Below are 24,899 nucleotides of genomic sequence, written 5' to 3'. Positions count from 1 at the left end.
ATCTTTTCAAACCCCCTGAGTCTCCGGGGATATCCATTAGGCGGAGACGTTTTTGACTGTTCCCCCGTTGTTTTCCACTCCGTACTCAGTGAGCGGTTTAGGGCTGGGGCCGCCGGTGACTTCGCCGCTGCTGAGGTCAAAGCTTGAGTAGTGGCTCGTGCACGTGGCGGTCAAGCCTTCAATCTTCGTGATGAGGGATCCCTGGTGTGGGCAGGTCTGTGAATATGCCTTGAACTCTCCCTCGGTGGGTTGAGCGAAGATCACCTTGTCCACAATGATGGCGGAGCCAACGGGGATTTCCGTCGCTGCGACTTCCGCGGAAGGCTCCTTGCCACAGGCGGCGAGGTAGGCCCCAGCAAAGGTAGTCGCAGTACCGAGCAGGAAAAGGCGGCGTGAACACGTAGTCATGTGGATTACTCTATCTGATTCAGCGGCTGTGTAGGGAGAGGACAATGTGCCGTTAGCTAAGTTTGCCGTCCCACACGGGAAGCTCCTCTTCCCTGCTGCCGCTGAAATCGTAGGCACCGTATGATGTGCCGACATCGCTATAGATCGTCCCAGCTTCGTTGTGTGCTCCGCGACGTTCTCCGGCGAGTGCATACGTGGCCCCCGCGCCGAGGATGCTGAGGCTGAGCGCTGTTGCAGCGACGAGCCGTAGCGCTTTAGTTTTGGTGCTCTTGGTCATGAACACGATCGTGCGCCGCCCGACTCCTGTTGTCACGTCACACTGCCGTGTTCCCACGTAATTGATGTTTAGCTCTCAGCGCTCGCACAGGACAAAGAAAGGTGGCCACACCAATGATCGGGTCTACCCGATGTTGTGCTGGCCATCTAAAATATAGTTTGTGATGAAATCATATGGGGACTTCTGTCTGCCCAGAATACGTCACTGTGCTTAAAAAGCCGCTCTAGTCTCGGCCCGTCTTGTCGGCGTGTTGTGCCGCGGCACGGATCGCGGAGACGTCGACAGCCGGCGCCTCTCCCCCGCAGCCGCCGTCGCCACAGTTGCAGGAATCGCCGCAACCATCGTCGTCTTTATGGGCTTGGTCCCACAGGTAGGCCGCGCGGGCACCCATGTTGGAGCCGATGGAGAGCGCGAGGATAGCTACGACGGCTGTGAGTGCGGGGATTAGCCACATCCAACCTTCGGCGCGAAGCGCGATAACGCCACCGAAAACGAGAGCGATGCCTCCCAGGAACCAGAACGGGCCCGCAATAGCGTGGGCGTTGTCCCATGCCTCCCGGGTTTTGCGGATCTCCGCGAGACGCAATCCAACAACACTGTTGCCGGGGAGTTTACGGAGTGTGGCAAGGACGCCGACGATGATGAGGACCGCGGCAAGGATGAGGAAGATGATTCCGACTACGAGCATGCGTCTAAGTCTATCCCGCCTCCTAGCTAGCGAGAAAGCTGGTTCAATTTATTCGTTTCGTGCTGTAATATACATTTCGTGTCGCTTGGTAGATAAATAAGCGTTTATCGCCGGGCGAGAAACTCGTAGTGGTATCAACCATAGAAAAGACTCAATCATGACATTCAAGAGTGTTCTCAACTCTCTGCTGTTCAAGATTATCGTAGCGATAGTCTTGGGCATCATAGTTAGCCAATTCGCCCCCGAGTGGTTCGGCAGGGCCTTCGCAACATACAACGGACTGTTCTCGAATTTTCTTGGCTTCTTCATCCCCATTCTGATTCTTGCTCTCGTGGCACCGGCAATCGCGGGCCTCGGGCGCGGTGCCGGCAAGTGGCTGGGTATTACTGCCGGAATTGCGTATGGTTCCACTATCGTGGCGGGCCTCGTTGCCTACGGTTTGACCCAGGTCCTGTACCCCACGTTGCTAGGTGGGCAGACGCTCAACACTGATGTGGCTGACATCGATGCCGGAGCGCTCGAGCCCTACTTCACCGTTGAGATGCCGGCTCCATTCGAAGTTATGACGGCGCTGCTGTTGTCCTTCTGCGTTGGCGTGGCGATGACCACTGTGAAATCCGACAACCTTTACGCGATTACTAAAGAATTTGAGAACGTCGTCATCAAGGTGATCTGGGGCTTTGTGATTCCCCTCCTGCCGTTCTATATCTTTGGCATGTTCCTATCCTTGGGTATGAATGGCAATATCGGGACGGTCCTCGTCGCCTTTGCCAAGGTTCTTTTGCTTGCGGTCCTCATGACGCTGGTTTACCTCGTGCTTCAATACATCATCGCCGGCGCAATTGCGGGTAAGAATCCATTCCGCGCATTGAAGAACATGGCACCGGCCTACTTCACCGCGTTGGGTACTTCCTCTTCGGCGGCGACGATTCCGGTGACGTTGGACGCCACGTTGAAGAACGGTATTACCAAGCCCGTTGCTGGCTTTGTCATCCCCCTCTGTGCGACCATTCACCTGTCAGGTTCGATGATCAAGCTGACGTTGTACGCCTTCGCGATTGTGTACATGGCAGATGGTATGGAAGCAGATTTGGGTAAGGCCTTGGGCTTCATCCTGCTTCTTGGAATCATGATGATCGCGGCCCCCGGTGTTCCGGGCGGTGCCGTGATGGTTGCTGTTGGTCTGTTGCAATCCAATATGGGCTTTGATGATTCGATGGTGGCACTGATGATTGCCGCTTACATCGCTATCGATTCCGTGGGTACGGCCGCGAACGTTACTGGCGACGGCGCTATCGCCATGATTGTTGACCGTTTCGCTCGTAATAAAATTGATGGATTGGAGGCCGAGGCCGACGCCTCTGCTGCCGACGAGGAGCTCAGCAAAGCTTAGGTTTCAAGCTTAGGTTTCACGTGAAACCCTGAGAGCTTCCCCCTCCCCTAGCTTGCGTTCCATTTCTGGTCTATACGTCTAGACCAATCAATTGGAAGGTTGGCTGCGGGAGGGGGATTTTTGTATGCCTTGTTGCCGACGTCGCGGGCCGCTCGGTCGTGCAAGGAGCTCCCCAAAAACTCCGCCGAAAACCGAAATGACTCTTGTGAGACGAGCTTAGAACAGGTATTCTGAAGGTGGGAGTGGGGGAAGCAATTATCCGGCTAATTTAGGGATGCAGCTCCCCATGGGAATCACAACAAATTCTTCAACCTCGGTACCTACTGCGTATTTTTCTCACTCAAACCCGCATGATCCAGAATGTATGGCGGGTCAACTCATGCGAAGAATAGAGTATGAGTTTTGGTCACGTGTCCAGCCACCGCTCGACGCAGATTCAGACACTGCATTTATGACCCTTGGTCAAAAGACGGGAAAGTCTCCGGCACATGTGGCGCGGAATGTCATGGGGCTTATTCGTCTCAGTGAATTGCCGAAGGTGAAGGCGATGCAAGACTCTGAATACCTACTCGATATGCAAGCCTTGGTTGCTATTGATCAAGTACTGGCAAAGCTGGGCAACCCTATTCCGTCAGTTATCTCAGAGATCGATAGTCAATTGGCGGCGTGGCTAACACCGACTAAACCCAACCATGTTTTTCCCAGCGCAGAAAAGATTCGGCGCAAGGTACGCGACATCGCTAAGGTCTTGGATGATTCGATCGCGTTCCGGGATAAGCGGAAGAAGAACCGGTATTCACTCCTCACCCGGGGAGAACGTGCCTCGATCGAGTTAGAGGTCGATAGCAACGTCGGCGTCGTAATCCACGAGACAATCAAGCTGGCTGCAAAGGAGCATGACGTCTCAATGGCGGATGCCTTAGTTCTCCTCATTACGGGCAAGATTCAGCCGGAGGCTGGAAAAGTTGTTGTGCATGAATTCAAAGCCACTGACGTGGAGGGAGCGCCGGTCTATGTTCAGGGACACGGCTGGACCGGTGAAGGAGTCCCAGCGTCGAGAACTGTGACGAGAGACTTTAGTGAAGCACCAGAACCGTGCGAAGGCTACCAGCCCTCAGATGTGACGCGAAAGTATGTCGAAGGGCGCGACGGGACCTGTCGGGCGCCTGGCTGTAATCGACCGGCGTGGACATGCCAACTGGACCACAGGATTAACTACGCCGATGGTGGCCCTACGCACCCATCTAACCTGGTTGCCCTTTGTCAGCACCACCACAACATGAAAACTGACGGACGGGCTTTCTATATCCTGGACCCAGTTACTGGTGATGTTGTCTGGTTGTTTGAGGACGGCACCTGGGCGGTGACTGAAGCAACCGGCCCTCTGGCCCCGGCGTCTAAGGTGTGGGCACGAACCGTCGCGGAAGACGTCATTGCTCACCGGCGGAAGATGCACGAAGAGGCCAAAGCCTTGAAGGTTGAGCTTGATGGCGGAGAGTTGGTCGAAGTCTTCGACAGGACGGACCCGGCGGATCGCTACTCGAACGCATCCGATGATATCCCCTTCTGAGGGCCAAGAGACTATCGCTGTTGGGGATTAGGGAATTAAGGAGGCTTTGGAAGGCACAGAAGGCGGCATTATTATTGATTGCTGGCTACAACGACGGTAGCCGATGGGCTTGTGCATATGGAACACGCGCTGTTTCACGTGAAACGACCCCTTCCATCGTGACGCGTGGTGGCGCACGACGTGATGGAAGAGGCCGAGGTGGGTCAGGATTGTTCGGGAAAGCGCTTAGCCAACGGCACGCTTGGTAGCAGCCTTCATCTTGGATACGAAGTCGGTGACTGCAGAGGCGAGTCCGTCGGTGGGCTTGTTGTTCTCGTCGAGGTGAGCGTCGACAATCTTCGTTAAAGCAGATCCGGTGATGGCCCCAGCTGCGCCAGCGGAGATGGCATCGGCGACATGCTGAGGGGTTGAGATCCCAAAGCCAAGGAGAATCGGTGCCCCACCAAAGCGTTTCACGTTGTTCACTACATCAACGAGCCCGCGGGTTTCCGATTCCTTCTCGGTGCCGGTGACGCCGTCGCGAGAGATTGCGTAAATGTAGCCCCTCGAGTATTGAGCCACGCCCTGGAGGGTCTGCTCCGAGGCTTGTGCCGGGGCGATGAAGATCGGGTCAATGCCGGCCTTGTCGGCGGCGGCGACGAAAGGTGCGCCTTCGCGGACGGGGACGTCGGGAAGCAAGATGCTATCAGCACCCGCTTCTTGAAACTCGGAGTAGAAGGTCTCCAACCCACGAGTGAAGGGAACATTGCCATAGATGAGCATGCCAATCGGAAGGTCTGGGAATTCGGCTCGAATCTGGCGGATTTGGGCGATGGCGGAATCAACCGTTGCCCCTCCTTCGAGCGCGCGGATGTGTGAGGCCTGAATGGTGGGACCGTCGGCAACAGGGTCCGAAAAGGGGACGCCGAGTTCGAGCGCATCGGCCCCGCCGGCGACGGCCGCGCGAACGATGTCGAGGGCAGTGTCTGGGTCGGGATCGCTCAACATGATGAAGGGAACGAAGGCCCCTTCATTGCGGGCGGCAAGGTTGGAGAAGAGTTTCTCGTATCGGCTCATTACTTGTCCTCCGTGATCTTGAATTCGGGGTGCGCGTCGAGGGTGCGGCGGACGTGGTCGATGTCTTTGTCGCCGCGCCCGGAAAGGGAAACGAGAATGGTGATGTCCTCATCTTTGCGCTTAAGCGCATAGGCCAGGGCGTGTGAGGATTCAAGGGCGGGAATGATGCCTTCGCGGCGGCTGAGGATCTGGAACGCTTCAAGTGCCTCCGCGTCGGTGATGCCGACATAGGTGGCGCGGCCCGTCTGCGCCAGGTGAGCATGCTGTGGACCGACGCCGGGGTAATCGAGGCCAGCGGAGATGGAATAGGACTCCTCTACTTGACCGTCGGCATTTCGCATGAGGTAGGAGCGGGCGCCGTGGAGGATGCCAATGGTTCCGTTGTTGATCGTGGCACCGTGGTGTCCGGAATCGAGGCCCTCTCCCCCAGGCTCGGCACCGACGAGTTCGACCGACTCCTCGTCGATGAAATCCGCGAACATGCCGATGGCATTGGAGCCGCCGCCGACGCAGGCGACGACCACGTCGGGAAGCCCGCCCGTGCGCTCAAGCATTTGGGCCTTGGCTTCCTCGGAAATCACCCTGTGGAACTCGCGGACAATCGTGGGGAAAGGATGGGGGCCGGCAGCGGTGCCGAGCAGGTAGTGGGATTCGTGGAACGTTGCGGTCCAATCGCGCAGCGCCTCATTAACGGCATCTTTGAGGGTGCCAGATCCGGAGTCCACCGGAACGACCTTCGCGCCCATGAGCTCCATGCGGTAGACATTGGGCTGTTGCCTCTCGACGTCTTTAGCGCCCATGTAAATGACGCATTCAAGATCGAGCAGCGCGCAGGCGAGCGCAGTCGCGGTCCCGTGCTGGCCCGCGCCGGTCTCAGCGATAATGCGGGTCTTTCCCATGCGCTTGGCCAAGAGCGCTTGGCCAATCACCTGGTTGGTCTTGTGGGCGCCGCCGTGGACGAGGTCCTCCCTCTTGAGGAAAATACGTGCCTTTCCACCGAGCTTGGTTGCCTCGGTGAGAGGGGTGGGACGGCCAAGATAGTCACGAAGATAGCTGGACAGTTCTTTGCGGAAGGCGGGATCGTTTTGCGCATCGACGAAGGCCTTCTCGAGTTGGTCGAGCGCGGGGATGAGAGACTCGGGAACAAATTGTCCGCCGAACTCGCCGAAATACGCGGGAAGGATGGTCTCCCTGGCGTCCTGTGGGTTAGTCATGGTGTTCCTTTTGGGTAGGTTTGGGTTAGGGGTTAATACGTAAAGTGACGAATGGTGTTGAAGGCCGTAGCGATGAGGGCGGTGTCCTTCCTGCCGTTAACTTCCACGCCGGAGTTGATGTCCAGTCCGGCTGTGCCAACGCCTAGCGCATCGTGAAGGTTGTCGGGTTTAAGGCCACCCGCGAGAAGTGCCTTTTCTTTGACGTTGTCGGGAATTGTTGACCAATCGAAGGAGTTACCCGTACCGCCGGCGCCAGAGTCGAGGATGAGCATGTCGGAGGCGTCGGCAAGCGAAGTGGCGAGCTCCGGGCCGTGCGGCGCTGTCATATCGATGGCGCGCCATACCTGCCGCTCCCCCGCTACCGCGCGGACGGACTCTATGAGTTGAAGTTCGGCGGATGTGCTTCCCTGGTAAGGGGCGTGGATCTGCAGGGCGGAGATGCCGTCGAAAGCGAGCTCCTCCCAGCCAGTGGTGCGGCGAGAGACCGCGACGTAGCTGAGATCGGGTTCGTGGGCGATGATGTCGAGCGCGGTTTCACGTGAAACATTGCGCGGCGATGCCTCTTCGAAGATAAGCCCGCCGTAGACTGCGCCGGCGGCGCGGGCGGCCTGAGCTGCAGACCACGCCGTAAGTCCGCAGACCTTATTGTGGCCATAGACAAGCTCGCGTGCAGCACGATCGATATCAGGCGTACCCGTGAGTTGGGAGCCGACAAGGAATGCGTTGGCATGAGACCCAAGGCGGCGCACAGTCTGATTGTTGCGGATGCCGGATTCCGAAACCACAACTTTGCCGGAGGGCACAAAGCGAGACAGGCGCTCGGACCGGGTGAGATCGATGCTGAGGTCGTGGAGGTTGCGGTTGTTAATGCCAATGACGTCCACGCCAAAGGCAGTGGCGCGCTCGACTTCGTCCTCAGTGATCGCCTCGGTGAGAACGTCGAGCCCAAGGGAATCTGCCAAATGTTTGAGCTCTGCATAGGTTTCATCGTCGACGATGGACATCATGAGCAGTATGGCGTCGGCGCCAAAGTAACGCGCGGCATACACCTGGATCGGATCGATAATGAAGTCTTTGCACAAGACCGGCAGGTGCGTGGACAGCGCCACGGTCTGCAAATGGTCATAGTCACCACCGAAACGGTCCGGTTCGCAGAGAACAGAGATGGCTGAGGCATAGCGCGAATATACGCGGGCGATGGCTCCCGGTTCATAATGCTCACGGATGAGGCCGAGTGACGGGGACGCGGACTTGCATTCCATGATGAAACGGTTGGTCCCGTTGAGCGCGTCGTAGAAGGAACGCTCGGAGCGCGGGAGAGCCGTGAGGTCCACGTGGGCGAGGCGCTCACGGATGGCTGGTAGATGCGTGCGGCGCTTGGCGACGATCCCCTCAAGCACGGTCGGCAGAGCCATAGTTCGCCTCCTCGTGCTTCTTCAGCCATGCGGCCACGGTGCCGTCCTGGATGAGTTGGTTGGCGTGCGCGACGCCCTCTTGGATGGAGTCGGTCGTGCCATTGAGATAGAACATCGCACCGGCGGTGGCGACGATCGCGTCGTGATGGGCCGGCTTGCCCGTACCGGCGAAGACCGCCCGGAGGGCCTTCGCGTTTTCTTCCCCGTTGCCGCCGGCAAGGTCGGTCAACTCGTGGCGGGAAATGCCGAGGTCTTCGGGGGTGAGCTCGTAGTGGCTAATGGTGCCGTCGCGAAGCTCCCAGACCTGGGTGGTGCCGTGAACGGCAATCTCATCGGTGCCAGCACCGTGGACCACGAGCGCGCGGGTGCGGCCGAGGTCCTTGAAGACCTCAGCGATGAGCTGGCCTTGCTCGGGGTTGGCTATGCCCATGATTTGGAACTCCGGGCGGCCGGGGCTCAGGAGCGGGCCCATGGTGTTGAAGAGAGTGGAGACGCCGAGGCCCTTGCGCACCGGTTGCACGTGGGCAACGGCAGGGTTGTAGGCCGGCGCAAAGAGGAAGGTGAAATTGGATGCCTCGAGCTGGCGGACTGCGCGCTCGGGATCGAGATCAAGCGGGATGCCGAGGGCTTCCAGGACGTCGGCTGAGCCAGACTTGGAGGAGACAGAGCGGTTGCCGTGCTTGACCATCTTGACCCCGCCGGCGGAGGCGACCAGCGATGCACCGGTGGTGACGTTGATGGTGTTGGCGCCGTCACCACCGGTTCCCGCGGTGTCCATGAGCCCCTTGCCAGTGACAGGGAAAGGCCGGCCGGCCTTGATGAAAGCGCGTGCCGCGCCGGCGACATCAGCGAAGGTCTCTCCGCGGGTGCGGATGTGGGTCAGGAGAGCGGCGATATGGATATCGTCATACTCCCCTACCGTCAGTGGGGTGAAGACCTCGATGGCTTGCTCCAAGGTCGGCTCTTGGATGTCGAGGAAGGCTTGCAATGTCGTCAGTGCCTTATTGTCAGTCATTACTTGGATCCTTCAATGGTGGGGTGAATAGAAAGTTGATTAATACACCGCTCGATCATGATTGGTCCCGTCGGCGTGAGGAGTGATTCTGGGTGGAACTGGAGGCCGAGAGCCATGCCGTCGAGTGTTTCTGCGGCCATGGTGACGGGACCAATGGCGGTCTCGGTCTCGGCGAGACTGCGCATCTGGGCGGGAACGTTCGCGCAACCTAAGGAGTGGTAACGCGCAACGGGGACGAGGCGCCCAACATAGTTCGGGTTATCGGGCTCGGAATCGGTGGTGAGACCCTGAAAGAGAGGGTGGCTGGCGCCGGCGTCGGTCAGCGTCATGGGTACGGAAGAACCGTGGACTGGGCCGCAGGGCTCGACGGTGCCGCCGAAGTGATCAAGGAGCGCCTGGAAGCCCAGGCAGATACCGAGCATGGGGATGCGGCCGAGGGTGGCGTCGATAAGCTGCATCATCGATCCGGCGTCGCGGGGATGACCCGGGCCGGGCGAGAGGATGATGATATCGGGCTGGGCGGCGAGGACCTCCTCCACGGGCACGATGTTGCGGAAGACGGTGGTGTTATAGCCGGCGAGGGCGTCGACGAGGTTGTAGACGAAGGAATCGTGGTTATCGATGAGGACGACGTGCGGATTCATCGGATGACCTCCAGAGATGCGTTGTGTGCCTGGGCGATGGCGCTGAGCACCGCGTAGGCTTTATGTACCGTTTCATCGGCCTCGGATTGTGGGACGGAATCGCGCACGACGCCCGCGCCGGCCTGGACGACGGCTGTGCCATCCTTGACGTAGGCGGAGCGGATGACGATGCAGTTGTCCATGGATCCATCGCCGCGCAGGTAGCCGATTGCTCCGCCGAAGGAGCCGCGGCGAGTACCTTCGGTTTCGCGGATGAGCTCCATCGCGCGCAATTTCGGCGCGCCGGTCAGCGTGCCCATGTTCATGCAGGCACGGTAGGCGTCGAGGGCATCGAAGTCCTCGTGCAGCGTCGCGACGACTCGGGAGACCAGGTGCATCACGCGCGAGTAGCGGTCCACTTGGAGCAGGTCGGCGACCTTTCTGGTGCCGGGGACGGCGACGCGAGCGAGGTCGTTGCGGGCCAGGTCCACCAGCATGATGTGCTCCGAGACCTCTTTGGAATCGGTGCGCATCTCGAGCTCATTGCGGATATCCAGCTCGTGGGTCGCACCGCGCGGACGGGTGCCGGCAACCGGGTAGAGCTGCACCTGCCGGTCAGAGGCCGTGTACTTCAGGTTGGACTCAGGGGACGCACCGAAGAGCTCGTGTTCCTCCCCGCGCAGGTAGAACATGTACGGCGAGGGGTTGGTCTCCCGCAGCGTGCGGTAGGCGGCGAAGGCATCGGGGCAGTCGAGGCTGAAGGCGCGGGAAGGAACGACCTGATAGATATCGCCGGCATGGACGTTGCCCTGGAGGCGCTCGACGTGGCGGCGGAAAGCAGCGTCATCGATGCTGGCGCGTGCGCTGATGGTCTCGCGCGGTGCCGGGGATTCTGGGGTGACGGGCTCGGTGGCAGCGGCACGGTCGAGCTCCCCTTCGAGCGCGCGCTTGTCGACGCCCCACCCCTCAATCTTTGCTCTCTTGGTGAGGTGGTCCACCGTGAGGACATGCTCGCCGACGAGAAACTCATAATCCGGATACGCGTTTGGGCCGTCCGGTACCGGTGGCAGTTCTTCGAACGTCGCGACGTAGTCGAAGGCGAATCCGCCACCAAGGAACGGGAGGGACTCGCCGGAGTAGAGCTGGCTGAACTGCAACGTGCGCAGAATATCGGCGGTGGAGGTGGCGCGGAGGCGGGCGCGCTCGTCGTGCTCGGTGGGGAGAGCGAAGCGGAAGGTGACGCTGCCTTCTGAGCTGTGGATGATCCGTGATTGGAAGTCCGCGCGGAGTTCGTCGATAAGAAGGTGACCCGATGGTGTCAACGCGGTGGCGGTGGCCTCCTGGCCCCGGCACACCACCTTGAGTGCGGCCTTGGTGATGGCGATGCACGTGAGGTTTTTCTTGGACTCGATGTCCGCGGACTCTAAGAGCAGGGAGTTCTGTGGGGTGGCGAGGGCATAAAAGAGTGCGCTGGCGTCGGATGTGTACCTGACCTCGCGTGTGGCTGTGTACGGCATATTCTGTCTTTCTTTAACGGTTTTGTGTGCTGCCGCGAGCTTCGCAAGAGAGCAAAACGCCGAAAAGCCCGCAGCTGCGGGCCTTAAATATGGGAGAACAACGAGGCCCGCGGGTTACGCGCGCCACCACCAAAGGTTAACTGTGTTCTTCATATCACTGACTCTAACACCGATACCTTCCGCCGTACAGATAATGCACTGGCGGGTACCCCCGTGGTGAGCGGATGGACGAGCTGAAGGGACCGATGCGTGAGTGTTTCACGTGAAACCTAGGTGCTGTACTTGGCGGTCCCAACCCCCTGTGTCCATGAGGGCGGTTTCGGCAAGGCGGCAAAAAGGGCCCGGCACGATGCCGGGCCCTGACACGTGTGAAGCTACGTGAGCTTGAGAGCGGAACTACTTGAGCTTGATGAGCGCGGAGGAGAAGTAGTCCTCGACCGCTGATGGATCATCGAGTGGGAGGACGGCACCGACGTACTGGTCCGGGCGAACGATGACGACGGCTCCGTAACGGGAAATGCCGCGGCCTTCAAAGATGTCCTTGTCCCCGGGGAGTGCGTTGAAGACGTTCTCCCAATTCGGAACATTGAACTTGCCGTTGCGGGGGCGGAAGAGAAGAGGGGCGTCGAGAATCTCGTAGTCGTGGTGGTTCGTCTGCTGGTAGATGGCCTTCACATCGAAGTAGGTATTCTCGTCAGCCCCTTCGGGGGTGAACTTGGCCAGGATGGGCCCGACCTTCTCGGCCCACTGGCTCAGCGTGGAGTCCTCGCCGGCCTTGGGGGCATCGGCGAAGGCGTAGATGCGGTAGCGGCCATCTGCGGTGTGCTGGTGGCCCAGGTGCTGAGGGTAGGCGTCGCAGCGGCGCAGGACCTCAAAGGACTTGAAGCGCTTGCCCACCGGGAAGCCGGAAGCCAGATCTTGGTGCTGGGTAGTGCCGACGATCAGGTTTTCCTCGTACTGCGTCATCATGCCGGCGGCGAACTCCTCCGCGGCAACGTAGTACTTCTCCACTGCCTCCGGATCATCGAGCTCCTCTGTCGGGGTGGCCATGAGGGTCGACCACTCGCGGTCGAAGTTGATGAGGTTCTGGGCGGCCGGCTGGCGCTCACCGTGGTACGTGCTGAGAAGCTCCTTCGGCGCGCGGCCGTCGAGGACGTGGCCGAGCTTCCATCCAATGTTGAAGCCATCCTGCATGGAGACGTTCATGCCCTGTCCCGCCTTTGCCGAGTGGGTATGGCAGGCGTCGCCGGTGAGGAAGACGCGTGGGTCGTCGTCGTTATCGTCGAAGGCGTCGACAAGGCGGTGGCCCACCTCGTAGACGGAATGCCACGCCACCATCTTGACGTCGACGAAATAGGGGGCGTAAATCTCGTTCGCCTTCTCGATGATCTTCTCAATCGGCGTGTTGCGGACCTTGTGGTTGTCATCCTCTGGCACCACGCCGAGATCGACGTACACGCGGCAGAGGTAGCCGCCCTCGCGCGGGATGTGGAGGATAGAACCGGCCTGGGAGTGGATGGCGCACTTGGTGCGCCAGTCCGGGAAATCGGTGTCAACGACAACGTCCATGACACCCCACGCGTGGTTAGCCTGGTCGCCCTTGAGCGAGCGGCCGATGGACTTGCGGACGCGTGACTTAGCGCCATCGCAACCGACGACGTACTTAGCGCGAACGTCGCGCGGGTTGCCGTCGACATCCTCGAGGTGCACCGTCACCGGGTATTCGCCCTCCCCTACCTCTAGGGAGACAAAATTCCAGCCATAGTCCGGGGTGATGCGGCCGGGCGCGCGGTGTGCATAGCGGGCGAAGTAATCCAACACACGGGCCTGGTTGACAATGAGGTGTGGGAATTCGGAGATTCCTTGTTCATCATCAACAGGGCAGGCACCGCGGACAATTTTGGAGCGATCATTCGGATCCGGGTTCCAGAAGGCCATCTCCGTGATTTCATAGGCCTCTTCCGTGATTTCCTTAGCAAAGCCAAAGGCCTGGAAGGTCTCTACGGAACGGGACTGGATGCCGTCGGCCTGGCCGAGCTCGAGGCGATGCGGGCGACGCTCAATGATGCGCGTATTGACGCTGGGAAACATCGCGAGCTGTGCCGCGGCGATCATGCCTGCGGGCCCGGAGCCCACAATGAGAACGTCTATTTCATCTGGAAGTTCAGAAGCGCGATCGACGCCGTACCCGGCGGGCTCGTGCACGCGGGGGTCTTCCGAAACGTAGCCATTGTGGTGGAACTGCACTGTGGACTCCTTAGTCAGCGGTTGTAATGAACGAGAACGAAGGGGTGGTGGGGGTAGCGGCCACTCCCCTACTGCCATGTGAGCTTTGCTCTTGAGGGTGGTGACTCAGTTCAAGGCGTCTCTGAGATGTGAGCTGGGTCTTAGAAGGGAATCATATATGATATGCCCGCCTCGCACAATGGCCCTTGCGAAACTGTGAGGGCTCATGTGGAGGGGCGTCGTCTAGCGCGGGCTGAAGATGAAGTGTCCTCGGGATTGCTCGGCCTCGTGTTCCGCGCCGAGCGCGATTCCCTTGCGCTCACGCAGGATGAAGGTGCAGATGAAGCCGACGATCGAAGCAGATACGAGGTAGCCCGACACCGCAAAAGTGGTACCAGTTGCCTCGACGAGCGAAGCGGCAATCATGGGGGCGAAGGCGCCGCCCAGGACCGAGCCGAGGGCATAGGTGATGGACACACCCGTGGCGCGAATCGAGGCGGGGAATAGTTCTGCGTACATCGCGGATTGCGCGCCGTAGGTCAGGCCCAGGCCCACGGTGAGGAAGAGGAGTGCGCCGTAGAGAAGCCCGAGGCTTCCGGTATTGACCAGTGGGAAGAGGGCGGCAGCGCCGATGCCCTGCAAGATGAATCCCAGGAGGTAGGTATTTCGGCGGCCGATGTAGTCCGAGATGAAACCGGCGAACAAAGTGGTCAAGGCCCACGAGAAGGCAGACACGGTCACGGCGTTGAGGACATCACCGCGGTCGAGTGCGACGGGGCCCTCCGGGTCGGTGGCGTAGCGCTGGATGTAGCCGCCCGTAGTCATGTATCCGACGGTGCCGTTGCCTGCGAAGACGAGCGCGGCGACCAGGACGAGCGGGGTGAACTTCTTAAACAGCGTGCCAATGGGGTTGGTGGCTTCTTCCTCTTCGCGTTCCGCGATCTCCGCGAACACCGGGGACTCGTCGACGCCCATGCGGATGAGGTAGCCCACCAAGACGAGGACGAAGGAGAGGAGGAAGGGAACGCGCCAGCCCCAGTCCATGAAGGCGTCGCCAGGCGCGATGGTGTTCATGATGGACAGCACGCCGGAGGAGAGCAGCAGGCCGGCGGGCACGCCGATCTGGGGGCCTGCGCCGTAGAGGCCGCGCTTGTCAGTCGGGGCGTGTTCCACTGCCATGAGCACCGCGGAGCCCCATTCGCCACCAGCAGAGATGCCCTGGATGATGCGCAAGGTGATGAGGAGAATCGGCGCCCAGATGCCGGCGGTTTCATAGGTTGGCAGAACGCCAATCAGGGTGGTTGCGCCGCCCATGGCGATGAGCGTGACCATGAGGACCACGCGGCGTCCGAAGCGGTCGGCAAAGTGCCCGGCCAGGAAGGCGCCGACCGGGCGGAACAGGAAGGACAAGCCAACGGTCAGGAAGGAGATGATGGTGGCCAGGCCGCCTTCGAGCGGACCGAACATGAGGTGGTTGAACACGAGTCCGGCCACTGCTGCATAGAGGAAGTAGTCGTACCACTCGATGGCGGTACCGATGGTCGTCGCGGCGACGACGCGGCGGCGTTCGGCCGTCGAAATTGTCGGCGTGACAGTTGCGTGCGACATAGTGAGATTCCTTTCGGCATGGGGTGTGCCATATACGGAAAAGCGTGTGAGTTGAACCACTTGCGGTGGTGCCAAGGATAATATACGATCTGGGCAAGGATTTGTTCACAATTAAGGATTCTTCATGGCTGTACCTGAGTTCTTGCCGGTTAAACCGGGCAAAATGATCGCTGTCCATGTGGCCTTTGAGTCCCGCGCGGCACAGCGCGGTCGCTGGCCCAAGACCCCGAGTTACTTCCTCAAGGCGACGAGCACGCTGGCTGAGTCGGACGGGGTAGTCGAGCGCCCCGAAGGAACCGAACTGTTGGCCTTCGAAGGCGAAATCGCACTCATCATCGGCACTCCGGCCCGCAACGTATCCCTCGAGGATGCGTGGAAGCACGTTGCCTACGTGACCGCCTCGAACGACATTGGCCTGTATGACTACAAGGTTCAGGACAAGGGCTCCAACACCCGTTCCAAGTCGCGCGATGGGTACACCCCCATTGGGCCGGAGCTTATCGACGCCCAGGGGATCGACCCCAAGGGCCTGCGCCTGCGCACGTGGGTCAATGGCGAGGTTGTTCAGGAGGGAACCTCGTCCGATGAAGACCTCATCTTCCCTCTCGCCCAGTTTGTTGCCGACCTTTCCCAGCACATGACACTGGAGACCGGTGACATCATCCTCACCGGCACCCCTGCTGGATCTTCCGTTATCGAGCCTGGTGACGTCGTGGAGGTTGAGGTCGACGTTCCAGGAGGCGTGAGCTCCGGCAAGCTGAAGACCACCGTGAAGGAAGTCCCCGCCTCCTTCGATCCGCAGCTGGGCAATCTGCCCTACGTTGACGATAAGCAGCGCGAGGATGCCTACGGTGACCGCGAATCTGCTGGCCTTCCCCCCAAGGATGAGGGCGGCCTCGACCCGGAGCTTAAGGCTGCTCTGGAGAAGGCCCCGACCGCCGGCCTATCCGCTCAGCTGCGCAAGCGCGGAATCAACCAATCCGTGATCGAAGGCGTGTACCCGCAAGCCAAGGGAACCAAGATGGTGGGCGTCGCCCGCACCTTGCGCTTCGTGGCTGGCCGTGAGGATCTGTTCAAGTCTCACGGGGGCGGCCTCAACGAGCAGAAGAAGGTCTTCGACACGGTCAAGGAGGGTGAGGTCATCGTCATCGAGGCTCGCCAGGAATCCGGTTCCGGAACGCTCGGTGACATTCTGGCGCTGCGCGCCAAGGTGCGCGGTGCTGCCGGCGTCGTGACCGATGGCGGCGTGCGCGACTACGAGGCCGTCAAGGAGATTGGCCTTCCCGTCTTCACCCAGGGCGCGCACCCCTGCGTTCTCGGACGCAAACACGTTCCGTGGGATAGCGACATCGCCGTCTCCTGCGGTAACGCCACCGTCCTTCCCGGTGACATCATCGTCGGCGACGATGACGGCGTCGTGGTGATTCCCCGCGACATCGCAGCCGAGGTTGCCGAGGCCGCTCTGGCCAAGGAGCACGAGGATGAGTGGGTTGCTACCCAGGTGGAGACGGGCGCCAGCTTGGATGGCCTCTTCCCGCCGACCGGAGCGAACAAGGAAGCCTACATCGCGTTCCGTGATGGAAAGGCGGGTGGTCAATGACGGAACCCGCGGCACCAGCTGGGGAGAGCAAGTCCCAGAAAGCCTATAACTGGATAAGTGAAAAGATTCGTACTCGCGAGTATGAACCTGGCTACCGTCTTGTGCTGGCAGCAATCGCGGATGATCTGGGCATCAGCGTGGTCCCCGTCCGCGAAGCTATTCGCCAGCTTGAGGCGGAAGGAATGGTCACCTACGAACGCAACGTCGGTGCCAGCGTGACCACCTACAATCGCGAGGCCTACTACGAATCCATGGACATCGTGGCCACGCTGGAAGCAAATGCCACGGCCCAATCCGCCCCGTATCTCGACGCGGAGGATATTGCCCGAGCGCGGGAGATTAACCAGCGCATGCGGGAGCTTGATGTCCATCACGATCCAGACGTATTTACCCAGCTCAACAAAGAATTTCATAGCGTTCTCTTTTCCAAGTGCCCGAACGAGAGGCTGAAGAACTTGGTGGTGGACCAATGGAAGCAATTGGAATACCACCGCGTCTCCACCTTTCGGTACGTGCCCGAGCGAGCCCAAGAGTCCACGCGCGAACACGAGCAATTGCTCAGCCTCATCGAGGCTGGCGCGGAACCCACCTACATAGAAAAGGTGGCCAGGCAACACAGACTGACCACCCTCAGCACCTATCGCAAGAAAAACAACTAAGGAGTGTAAACCACCCATGGCTACGAACAACGATGCAGCTAAGCCCACCGATCTCCCCGAGAAGATTCTTCATTACATCAACGGCGAGTTTGTCCCGTCGGTAGACGGCGATGAATTCGAGGTCCTGGATCCGGTCACTAACAAGCCCTACATCAAGGCTGCTTCCGGCAAGCCGGAAGACATCGAGAAGGCGGTGGCCGCAGCCAAGGATGCCTTTGAGAACGGCCCGTGGTCCAAGGCCCTGCCGCGCGAGCGCGCCCGCGTCTTGAACAAGATTGCGGACATCGTCGAAACACGCGCGGACAAGCTTGCCGCGTGGGAATCCTTCGACTCTGGCCTGCCTATTACCCAGGCCAACGGTCAGGCCAAGCGTGCAGCGGAGAACTTCCGCTTCTTCGCCGACTTGATCGTGGCGCAGGCTGACGACGCCTACAAAGTCCCGGGCCGCCAGATCAACTACGTTAACCGCAAGCCGATTGGTGTCGCGGGCCTGATCACCCCGTGGAACACCCCGTTCATGCTGGAGTCCTGGAAGCTCGCTCCGGCCATCGCTACCGGCAACTCCGTCGTCCTCAAGCCAGCCGAGTTCACTCCGCTTTCTGCGCAGCTGTGGGCAGGAATCTTTGAGGAGGCCGGCCTGCCGAAGGGCGTCTTCAACCTGGTCAACGGCTTCGGCGAGGAAGGCTATGCAGGTGACCCGCTGGTCAAGCACCCGGATGTTCCGCTGATTTCCTTCACTGGCGAGTCCCGCACCGGCCAGATCATCTTCGGCAACGCGGCTCCGCACCTCAAGGGCCTGTCGATGGAGCTGGGCGGCAAGTCCCCCGCCATCGTGTTCAGCGATGCCGACCTGGAGACCGCGATCGATGCTTGCATCTTCGGCGTCTTCTCCCTCAACGGTGAGCGTTGCACCGCCGGCTCCCGCATCCTGGTTCAGCGGGATATCTACGACGAGTTCGTGGAGCGCTACACCGCACAGGCTAAGCGCGTGAAGGTGGGCCTGCCCTCCGATCCGACCACCGAGGTTGGTGCCCTGGTACACCCGGAGCACTACGAAAAGGTCACCTCCTACATCGAGATCGGCAAGCAGGAGGCCACCCTGGCCGCCGGCGGCGAGCGCCCAGAAGGTTTCGAGGAAGGCAACTTTGTTCAGCCGACCGTCTTCGTTGACGTCAAGCCGGACGCCCGCATCTTCCAGGAAGAGATCTTCGGCCCCGTCGTGGCCATCACCCCGTTTGATACCGATGAGGAAGCACTCGAGCTGGCCAACAACACGAAGTACGGCCTTGCGGCCTATGTGTGGACCTCGGATCTGAAGCGCGCCCACAACTTCGCTCAGAACGTTGAGGCCGGCATGGTGTGGCTCAACTCCAATAACGTCCGTGACCTGCGCACCCCATTCGGCGGCGTCAAGGCCTCCGGCCTGGGCCACGAGGGCGGCTACCGCTCGATCGACTTCTACACCGACCAGCAGGCCGTTCACATCAACCTGGACAAGGTACACAACCCGGTCTTTGGCAAGCAGGACTAAGCCGTCCACTCTCTACTCCCCCACCACTAACTAACTAAGGAGCCATCATGGCTGACATTCAGGCCCCCGATATTCTGCGTTGTGCCTACATGGAGATCATCGTTACCGATCTCGCTGCTTCCCGAAAGTTCTACGTTGACACCCTCGGTCTTGTCGTCACCGAGGAGAACGAGAACGAAATCTACCTCCGCACTTACGAGGAGTTCATCCACCACAACCTCGTGCTGCGTCAGGGCCCTGTCGCTGCCGTCGCTGCGTTCTCCTTCCGCGTCCGTTCCCCGGAAGACCTGGACCTCGCGGAGGAATTCTACAAGGCGCGCGGCTGTGAGGTGCGCCGCAACAAGGATGGCTTTGTCAAGGGCATCGGTGATTCCGTCCGCGTCCAGGACCCGCTGGGCTTCCCGTACGAGTTCTTCTACGAGGTAGAGCACGTCGAGCGTCTTGCCTGGGCATACGACGCCCACATCCCTGGTGCGCTGGTACGCCTCGACCACTTCAACCAGATCACCCCGGACGTTCCTTCCGCTGTGAAGTACATGGAGGAGCTCGGCTTCCGCACCACCGAGGACATCCGCGATGAGGAGGGAACTGTTTACGCCGCATGGATGCGCCGTAAGCCGACGGTGCACGACACCGCCATGACCGGTGGCGATGGCCCGCGTATGCACCACATCGCGTTTGCTACCCACGAGAAGCACAACATCATCGCGATTTGTGACAAGTTGGGTGCGCTGCGCGAGTCCGACCGTATTGAGCGCGGCCCGGGCCGCCACGGTGTTTCCAACGCGTACTACCTGTACCTGCGTGACCCGGATGGGCACCGCGTAGAAATCTACACCCAGGACTACTACACCGGCGACCCGGATAACCCGGTCGTGACCTGGGATGTCCACGATAACCAGCGCCGCGACTGGTGGGGAACCCCGGTTGTTCCTTCTTGGTACCGCGATGGCTCCACGGTCCTCGACTTGGATGGAAACCCGGTGCCGCTGGTTGCCCGTGAGGATGAGTCCGAGCTGGAGGCCACCATTGGCGCGGATGGCTTCTCCTACACCCGCAAGGAAGATGCGGAGGAGATGCCGGAGTGGAAGCAAGGCGAGTACAAGCTGGGTAACCAGCTCTAAAACGGCCTAAGCACTCAGGTTGATTAACGTGGTCCCGCGGCGTCGATAATGCGCACATAACGCGGGGCCGCGTTGTCGTTTCACGTGAAACCGCAACGTTTAACAACCATTACAACACCACAGTCACGTTCAATAACACAGTAAGGAGCGAAATACATGCTGGATGAGAAACAGCACATCGCTATCGCAGATGAATTGGCGCAAGCCGAAAAGGACCGGTCGATGGTCCCGCTGCTGACCGCCCGTTTCCCGGAGATGAGCATTGAGGACTCCTACGCGGTGCAGCGCGAGTGGGTGCGCCGCGGCATCGAAGACGGGCGCCGTCTCGTCGGTCGTAAGATTGGCCTGACCTCCAAGGTTATGCAGGAGGCCACGGGAATCACCGAGCCGGACTACGGCGCAATCTTTGAAGACCAGGTTTATGAGAACGGCTCCACTATCGAGCACGCGCAGTTCTCCAACGTCCGCATCGAGGTTGAGCTGGCCTTCGTACTCAAGGAGGAGCTCAAGGGACCGAATTGCAGCATCTTCGACGTGCTGCGCGCTACTGAGTATGTCGTCCCTGCTCTGGAGATCCTCTCCTCCCGCATCGAGATGGAGGGACGCACCATTGTCGACACCATTTCGGATAACGCAGCCCTCGGCGCCATGATCTACGGCGGCAACCCGGTGGATCCCGCGGACGTCGACTTGCGCTGGGTGTCCGCGCTGCTCTACCGCAACGAGTCCATCGAAGATACGGGTGTGGCCGCGGCTGTGCTCAACCACCCGGCAATGGGCGTGGCTTGGCTTGCCAACAAGCTTCACGCGCACGGCGATAGCCTTGCCGCCGGTGACATCATCCTGGCCGGTTCCTTCACCAAGCCCATGTGGGTCGAACCGGGCGATACCGTCCATGCAGACTATGGAAAGTTGGGGTCCATCACATGCCGATTCCAGTAAAGCTGCCGCCCACTTTCGCGGACGTTCTTGCAAAGGCCGAGCAGCCGCTCGTTGGCGCATGGATCTGTTCCGGCTCGGAGGCTGCGGCGGAGATCATCGCCTCGGCTGGCTTTAGCTGGACGCTGATCGACGGCGAGCACTCGCCCTATGGCCTCGAAACCATCCTCTCTCTGCTGCGGGCTACCGACGCCTACGGCTTGACGCGCGTGGTCCGCGTGCCCGTGAATAACACGGCGCTTATCAAACAGTACCTTGACCTGGGTGTACAAAACTTGATGGTGCCCATGATTGATACCACCGAGGAAGCCGAAGCGGCCGTAGCGGCCATGCACTACCCTCCCCGCGGCGTGCGCGGCGTGGGCTCGGCGCTGGCCCGCTCCTCACGCTGGAACGGCGTGGAGAACTACCTCGCCAATGCCTCAGACACGGTGAGCCTCACGGTGCAGATTGAATCCGCCACTGCGGTGGAGAACGTGGAAGAGATCGTGGCCGTGGATGGAGTAGACAACATCTTCGTCGGCCCCTCGGATCTGGCGGCCTCCATGGGGCTGCTGGGTCAGCAGACCCATCCGGATGTGATCGAGGCGGTTAATCACACATTTGAGGCCGTGCGCGCTTCCGGAAAGAAGGTAGGCGTCAACGCCTTCAACCTTGAACAGGCCCAGAAATACATGGCTTCTGGTGCATCATTTGCCCTGGTTGGGGCGGATGTTCAACTTCTTTCGGGTGCGGCACGCCAACTGGCAGACAAATTCCATTTGGGAGGGTAAAAAAGAACCATGAGTGAAAACAACAAGGTCAATATTGACGAGCTGCTGGCCAAGGTTCCGACTGGCTTGCTGATTAACGGTGAATGGGTAGACGCCTCCGATGGCTCCACTTTCGATGTGGAAAACCCGGCGACCGGTGAGGTCATCGCTACCCTTGCTTCCGCTACTTCCGAGGATGCGAAGAAGGCTCTGGACGCCGCCTGCGCCGTGCAGGATGAGTGGGCACGCACGTCTACCCGCGAGCGTTCTAACCTGCTACGCCGTGCTTTTGACCTGGTGCAGGAGCGCAAGGACGAGTTCGCTGCGCTGATGACCCTGGAGATGGGCAAGCCGCTGGCGGAGTCCTACGGTGAGGTTACTTACGGCGCTGAGTACCTGCGCTGGTTCAGCGAGGAGGCCGTTCGTGACTACGGCCGTACCCTGCCGGCGCCGGAGGGCACCCTGCGCATGGTGACCCGTCGTAAGCCGGTGGGCCCGTGCTTGCTCATCACTCCGTGGAACTTCCCGCTGGCCATGGCTACCCGTAAGATTGCACCGGCCATCGCCGCTGGTTGCACCATGGTGGTTAAGCCGGCCAAGCTGACGCCGCTGACCACTCAGTACTTCGCACAGACCATGATTGATGCTGGCGTTCCGGCTGGCGTGGTCAACGTGGTCTCCGGTAAGTCTGCGTCTGCTATCTCCGAGCCGATCATGGCGGATTCTCGTCTGCGCAAGGTTTCCTTCACCGGCTCCACCCCGGTGGGCAAGACCCTGCTCAAGGCCGCTGCCGACAATGTCCTGCGTACCTCGATGGAGCTGGGCGGCAACGCTCCGTTCATCGTCTTTGAGGACGCCGACATTGACCAGGCCGTCGAGGGCGCAATGGGCGCCAAGATGCGCAACATCGGTGAGGCCTGCACCGCCGCCAACCGCTTCATCGTTCACGAGTCCATCGCTGATGAGTTCGCGGAGAAGTTCGCCAAGCGCATCGGTGAGCTCAAGGTGGGCAACGGCCTCGACGAGGGCGTTACCTGTGGTCCGCTCGTGGAGCAGAAGGCGCTGGATAACATCACCGCGCTTGTCGACGATGCCGTGGCCAAGGGCGCCAAGGCCCTCGTCGGTGGTAAGCCGGGTGAGGGCAAGGGTTACTTCTACGCCCCGACCGTTCTGACGAACGTTCCTCGTGATGCCCGCGTGGCACAGGAGGAGATCTTCGGCCCGATTGCTCCGATCCTGACCTTCTCCGATGAGAAGGAAGCAATTGAGATTGCTAACGACACCGAGTACGGATTGGCCTCCTACGTGTTTACCGAGGATTCGGACCGCATGTGGCGCATCGGTGACGGCCTTGAGTTCGGCCTCATGGGCTTCAATGCTGGCGTCATCTCCAACGCCGCTGCCCCATTCGGTGGCGTGAAGCAGTCCGGCATGGGCCGCGAGGGCGGCGCTGAGGGCCTGGACGAGTACACCTCGCTGCAGTACATCGCTATGCGCGACCCGTACGCGAATGCATAAATAGTGCATTAAATCCGCTGATAATGATGCTGGCACCTCCTTTGTGAGAGGTGCCAGCATTGTCTTTTGCGCATAGTATTCGCGCTGATGTGGTGTGACAGCACTCATAGACAAATCGTGATCACGCACAAACAACAATAACTCTGTGTGACGGGACACAATTGCTAACTACACACCGAGATGCGTTGGGCTCGCTCCAAGGCATCTCGGGCCGACATAGTTAGTAAGGAGGAGTTGGCGTGGACACATCGACGCAGTCACCAGTGCTACCCGCTCGAAACGTACAGCCCGGGCACCGGGCTCCCAACGACCAAGAGGGCGGCCTGGGCGCCGGGCGCCTAGGGACAACGTCGCTAGTCTTTATGATTATTGCGGCTTCCGCCCCCCTTACTGTGCTCGCGGGAGGAGTACCGACCAACTTTGCGGTATCTGGATTGTTGGGGGTCCCTTGGAGCTACTTAGCGCTTGGGATCATCCTCGTGTTCTTTGCAGTCGGGTACGGAATTATGAGTTCGAAGATTCAGAACTCAGGAGCCTTCTACGCCTATGTGTCAGAGGGGTTGGGCAACCGTCAAGGAATCGCAGCTGCAATTCTGGCCTTGGTTTCCTACAACATGATGCAAGTTGGTCTGTACGGGATCTTCGGTTTCTCCCTCGCCAATCTGATCAATGGTTGGTTCGGCACGAGCATTTCGTGGTGGATGGCGGCTTTGGTTGGCTGGCTTTTGGTAGCAGTCATGGGAGTCAGCAACGTCGACTTCTCGGCCAAGGTCTTGGGAGTTTTAGTAGCGCTTGAATTCCTCGTCGTTGCCGGTGTTTCTTTGTTGTCGCTAGGCGTTGCTCCCGAGGGAATCACCGCGGAGACGATGCGTCCAGGCCAGTTTTTCACTAACGGCATTGGCGTGCTTCTCGCTTTCGGAATCGCGGCCTTCATGGGCTTCGAGTCTGGTGCGATCTACTCGGAAGAAGCGCGAAATCCGGAGCGGACGGTTCCAAAGGCCACGTATATCGCTGTTGGAACTATTGCCCTTTTCTACGCCTTTTCGGCATGGGCATTTGCTCAGGGAGTGGGGCCGTCCGTCGTCATCGACAAGGCAACTGAGCTTGGTCCCGACCTAGTCTTCGTGTGGTTGGGCGACTATTCAGTGTTTGCTTCCAACATAGCGAACTGCTTGTTTGTAACCTCGCTTATTGCTGCTCTCGTGGCGTTCCATAACGCCGCAGCGCGATACTTTTTCTCCCTCGGGCGCTCACGCGTTCTTCCTAAGAAGTTCGCGACATCATCTGCTAAAGGCGCGCCTATAGCTGGGTCTCTTACCCAGACAACACTTGCAGTCGTTGTCGTGGCTGGCTTCGCAGTGGCTGGAAATGGGAGTGAAATGGGCGAGCTGTTCCCAGTTCTTACTCTCTTTACGTGGCTTACTAACGCGGCGGCATTTGGCCTGGTGTTCCTGCTCGCAGTGGTGAGTGTGTCCATCATGGTATGGCTCAACAAGCAAGAAAAAGGCTACAACCTATTCACTCGCATCATTGCACCGCTTGTGTCAGCTTGCGGACTCTCAGCTGTCTTCGTACTGGTGCTGATGAATTTCCCGCTCATGATTGGCGACACCGGCCCGGATGCCCTCGTGTGGGTAATGCCGGGAATCATCATCGCATCCGGAATCCTTGGCCTTGTCTGGGGCGAATACTTGAAACATAAGAAGCCGCATATCTACGCAGGTCTTCAAGACAATCTTGACCAAATCTAAAACTTGAGGAAGGCA

The 24,899-nt window shown here is 59.8% G+C and carries 21 protein-coding genes; 10 read left to right on the top strand and 11 right to left on the bottom strand.

The genetic code is table 11. The features are described from left to right. Positions 1–36 precede the first annotated feature (36 nt). From M5J06_RS08870 to M5J06_RS08860, 3 genes are all read right to left on the bottom strand, one after another. Positions 37–408 (bottom strand): Rieske (2Fe-2S) protein, encoded by a 372-nt coding sequence (locus tag M5J06_RS08870; RefSeq protein ID WP_070521874.1) that lies wholly within the window; start codon positions 406–408, stop codon positions 37–39. A gap of 52 nt (positions 409–460) precedes the next feature. Beyond that, positions 461–685, bottom strand: coding sequence for a hypothetical protein (locus tag M5J06_RS08865; RefSeq protein WP_070563654.1), 225 nt, complete (start codon positions 683–685; stop codon positions 461–463). Positions 686–908: 223 nt separating this feature from the next. After that, entirely contained in the window at positions 909–1,373 is a 465-nt protein-coding gene (locus tag M5J06_RS08860; RefSeq protein WP_250224453.1) for an SdpI family protein, read from the bottom strand. A 157-nt stretch (positions 1,374–1,530) separates the two neighbouring features. Here M5J06_RS08860 and M5J06_RS08855 point away from each other — a divergent pair, with 157 nt between their 5' ends. Together M5J06_RS08855 and M5J06_RS08850 are read left to right on the top strand one after the other, a co-directional pair. Further along, a complete protein-coding gene (locus tag M5J06_RS08855) occupies positions 1,531–2,766 on the top strand; it encodes a dicarboxylate/amino acid:cation symporter (protein ID WP_070533630.1) in 1,236 nt (411 codons plus the stop codon). A gap of 451 nt (positions 2,767–3,217) precedes the next feature. Next, positions 3,218–4,336: an HNH endonuclease signature motif containing protein gene (locus M5J06_RS08850; protein ID WP_250224452.1), complete on the top strand. Its 1,119-nt coding sequence runs from the start codon at positions 3,218–3,220 to the stop codon at positions 4,334–4,336. Between the two features lie 225 nt (positions 4,337–4,561). On the opposite strand, the gene trpA is transcribed toward M5J06_RS08850, so the two are convergent. From trpA to M5J06_RS08810, 8 genes are all read right to left on the bottom strand, one after another. After that, positions 4,562–5,392, bottom strand: a complete 831-nt coding sequence (gene trpA, locus M5J06_RS08845) for a tryptophan synthase subunit alpha (RefSeq protein WP_070563645.1) — start codon at positions 5,390–5,392, stop codon at positions 4,562–4,564. Then, positions 5,392–6,606, bottom strand: coding sequence for a tryptophan synthase subunit beta (gene trpB / locus M5J06_RS08840; RefSeq protein WP_250224451.1), 1,215 nt, complete (start codon positions 6,604–6,606; stop codon positions 5,392–5,394). The genes trpA and trpB overlap by 1 nt, the downstream gene beginning before the upstream one ends. Positions 6,607–6,638: 32 nt before the next feature. Then, positions 6,639–8,021 carry a bifunctional indole-3-glycerol-phosphate synthase TrpC/phosphoribosylanthranilate isomerase TrpF gene (gene trpCF, locus M5J06_RS08835; protein ID WP_250224450.1) on the bottom strand — a complete coding sequence of 461 codons (1,383 nt, stop codon included), beginning with the start codon at positions 8,019–8,021 and terminating at the stop codon, positions 6,639–6,641. Next, positions 7,999–9,036: an anthranilate phosphoribosyltransferase gene (trpD, locus tag M5J06_RS08830; RefSeq protein ID WP_070596446.1), complete on the bottom strand. Its 1,038-nt coding sequence runs from the start codon at positions 9,034–9,036 to the stop codon at positions 7,999–8,001. The genes trpCF and trpD overlap by 23 nt, the downstream gene beginning before the upstream one ends. After that, positions 9,036–9,680, bottom strand: coding sequence for an anthranilate synthase component II (locus M5J06_RS08825; RefSeq protein WP_070596448.1), 645 nt, complete (start codon positions 9,678–9,680; stop codon positions 9,036–9,038). Before M5J06_RS08825 ends, trpD begins: the two co-directional genes overlap by 1 nt. Further along, positions 9,677–11,176 (bottom strand): anthranilate synthase component 1, encoded by a 1,500-nt coding sequence (locus M5J06_RS08820; protein ID WP_193634773.1) that lies wholly within the window; start codon positions 11,174–11,176, stop codon positions 9,677–9,679. The genes M5J06_RS08825 and M5J06_RS08820 overlap by 4 nt, the downstream gene beginning before the upstream one ends. 396 nt (positions 11,177–11,572) lie before the next feature. After that, positions 11,573–13,423 (bottom strand): FAD-dependent monooxygenase, encoded by a 1,851-nt coding sequence (locus M5J06_RS08815; RefSeq protein ID WP_239249208.1) that lies wholly within the window; start codon positions 13,421–13,423, stop codon positions 11,573–11,575. 222 nt (positions 13,424–13,645) lie between these two features. Beyond that, the gene (locus M5J06_RS08810; protein ID WP_070596454.1) at positions 13,646–15,010 is read right to left on the bottom strand and encodes an MFS transporter; all 1,365 of its coding nucleotides are present in this window, start codon (positions 15,008–15,010) and stop codon (positions 13,646–13,648) included. A gap of 124 nt (positions 15,011–15,134) precedes the next feature. On the opposite strand from M5J06_RS08810, the gene M5J06_RS08805 reads away from it, so the two are divergent. From M5J06_RS08805 to M5J06_RS08770, 8 genes are all read left to right on the top strand, one after another. Beyond that, on the top strand, positions 15,135–16,610 hold the full coding sequence (locus M5J06_RS08805; RefSeq protein WP_250224449.1) for a fumarylacetoacetate hydrolase family protein: 1,476 nt from the start codon (positions 15,135–15,137) through the stop codon (positions 16,608–16,610). Further along, entirely contained in the window at positions 16,607–17,269 is a 663-nt protein-coding gene (locus M5J06_RS08800; protein ID WP_250224448.1) for a GntR family transcriptional regulator, read from the top strand. The genes M5J06_RS08805 and M5J06_RS08800 overlap by 4 nt, the downstream gene beginning before the upstream one ends. A gap of 16 nt (positions 17,270–17,285) precedes the next feature. Then, positions 17,286–18,800 (top strand): 5-carboxymethyl-2-hydroxymuconate semialdehyde dehydrogenase, encoded by a 1,515-nt coding sequence (gene hpaE, locus M5J06_RS08795; protein WP_070533651.1) that lies wholly within the window; start codon positions 17,286–17,288, stop codon positions 18,798–18,800. A 47-nt stretch (positions 18,801–18,847) separates the two neighbouring features. Further along, positions 18,848–19,924 carry a 3,4-dihydroxyphenylacetate 2,3-dioxygenase gene (gene hpaD, locus M5J06_RS08790; RefSeq protein WP_250224447.1) on the top strand — a complete coding sequence of 359 codons (1,077 nt, stop codon included), beginning with the start codon at positions 18,848–18,850 and terminating at the stop codon, positions 19,922–19,924. 156 nt (positions 19,925–20,080) lie between these two features. Next, positions 20,081–20,866 carry a 2-oxo-hept-4-ene-1,7-dioate hydratase gene (gene hpaH, locus M5J06_RS08785; protein WP_046648741.1) on the top strand — a complete coding sequence of 262 codons (786 nt, stop codon included), beginning with the start codon at positions 20,081–20,083 and terminating at the stop codon, positions 20,864–20,866. After that, entirely contained in the window at positions 20,851–21,636 is a 786-nt protein-coding gene (locus M5J06_RS08780) for an HpcH/HpaI aldolase family protein (protein WP_250224446.1), read from the top strand. The genes hpaH and M5J06_RS08780 overlap by 16 nt, the downstream gene beginning before the upstream one ends. A gap of 9 nt (positions 21,637–21,645) precedes the next feature. Beyond that, the gene (locus M5J06_RS08775) at positions 21,646–23,133 is read left to right on the top strand and encodes an NAD-dependent succinate-semialdehyde dehydrogenase (RefSeq protein ID WP_158396823.1); all 1,488 of its coding nucleotides are present in this window, start codon (positions 21,646–21,648) and stop codon (positions 23,131–23,133) included. A 239-nt stretch (positions 23,134–23,372) separates the two neighbouring features. Then, positions 23,373–24,884, top strand: coding sequence for an APC family permease (locus tag M5J06_RS08770; RefSeq protein ID WP_250224445.1), 1,512 nt, complete (start codon positions 23,373–23,375; stop codon positions 24,882–24,884). Positions 24,885–24,899 lie beyond the last annotated feature (15 nt).

It is taken from the genome of Corynebacterium intestinale, assembly GCF_023574125.1.
Lineage (GTDB): Bacteria > Actinomycetota > Actinomycetes > Mycobacteriales > Mycobacteriaceae > Corynebacterium > Corynebacterium hesseae.
The sequence above is the reverse complement of the archived record's forward strand: the minus strand, read 5'-3'. Positions and strand labels throughout refer to the sequence as shown.

Bases quoted from the DNA above. Each gene is read 5' to 3' on its own strand.
- M5J06_RS08780 (WP_250224446.1), top strand. From the start codon at position 20,851: ATGCCGATTCCAGTAAAGCTGCCGCCCACTTTCGCGGACGTTCTTGCA.
- M5J06_RS08775 (WP_158396823.1), top strand. From the start codon at position 21,646: ATGAGTGAAAACAACAAGGTCAATATTGACGAGCTGCTGGCCAAGGTT.
- M5J06_RS08820 (WP_193634773.1), bottom strand. From the start codon at position 11,176: ATGCCGTACACAGCCACACGCGAGGTCAGGTACACATCCGACGCCAGC.
- trpA (WP_070563645.1), bottom strand. From the start codon at position 5,392: ATGAGCCGATACGAGAAACTCTTCTCCAACCTTGCCGCCCGCAATGAA.
- hpaE (WP_070533651.1), top strand. From the start codon at position 17,286: ATGGCTACGAACAACGATGCAGCTAAGCCCACCGATCTCCCCGAGAAG.
- M5J06_RS08865 (WP_070563654.1), bottom strand. From the start codon at position 685: ATGACCAAGAGCACCAAAACTAAAGCGCTACGGCTCGTCGCTGCAACA.
- M5J06_RS08870 (WP_070521874.1), bottom strand. From the start codon at position 408: ATGACTACGTGTTCACGCCGCCTTTTCCTGCTCGGTACTGCGACTACC.
- hpaD (WP_250224447.1), top strand. From the start codon at position 18,848: ATGGCTGACATTCAGGCCCCCGATATTCTGCGTTGTGCCTACATGGAG.
- M5J06_RS08860 (WP_250224453.1), bottom strand. From the start codon at position 1,373: ATGCTCGTAGTCGGAATCATCTTCCTCATCCTTGCCGCGGTCCTCATC.
- hpaH (WP_046648741.1), top strand. From the start codon at position 20,081: ATGCTGGATGAGAAACAGCACATCGCTATCGCAGATGAATTGGCGCAA.
- M5J06_RS08850 (WP_250224452.1), top strand. From the start codon at position 3,218: ATGACCCTTGGTCAAAAGACGGGAAAGTCTCCGGCACATGTGGCGCGG.
- trpB (WP_250224451.1), bottom strand. From the start codon at position 6,606: ATGACTAACCCACAGGACGCCAGGGAGACCATCCTTCCCGCGTATTTC.
- M5J06_RS08825 (WP_070596448.1), bottom strand. From the start codon at position 9,680: ATGAATCCGCACGTCGTCCTCATCGATAACCACGATTCCTTCGTCTAC.
- M5J06_RS08810 (WP_070596454.1), bottom strand. From the start codon at position 15,010: ATGTCGCACGCAACTGTCACGCCGACAATTTCGACGGCCGAACGCCGC.
- M5J06_RS08805 (WP_250224449.1), top strand. From the start codon at position 15,135: ATGGCTGTACCTGAGTTCTTGCCGGTTAAACCGGGCAAAATGATCGCT.
- trpCF (WP_250224450.1), bottom strand. From the start codon at position 8,021: ATGGCTCTGCCGACCGTGCTTGAGGGGATCGTCGCCAAGCGCCGCACG.
- M5J06_RS08800 (WP_250224448.1), top strand. From the start codon at position 16,607: ATGACGGAACCCGCGGCACCAGCTGGGGAGAGCAAGTCCCAGAAAGCC.
- M5J06_RS08855 (WP_070533630.1), top strand. From the start codon at position 1,531: ATGACATTCAAGAGTGTTCTCAACTCTCTGCTGTTCAAGATTATCGTA.
- trpD (WP_070596446.1), bottom strand. From the start codon at position 9,036: ATGACTGACAATAAGGCACTGACGACATTGCAAGCCTTCCTCGACATC.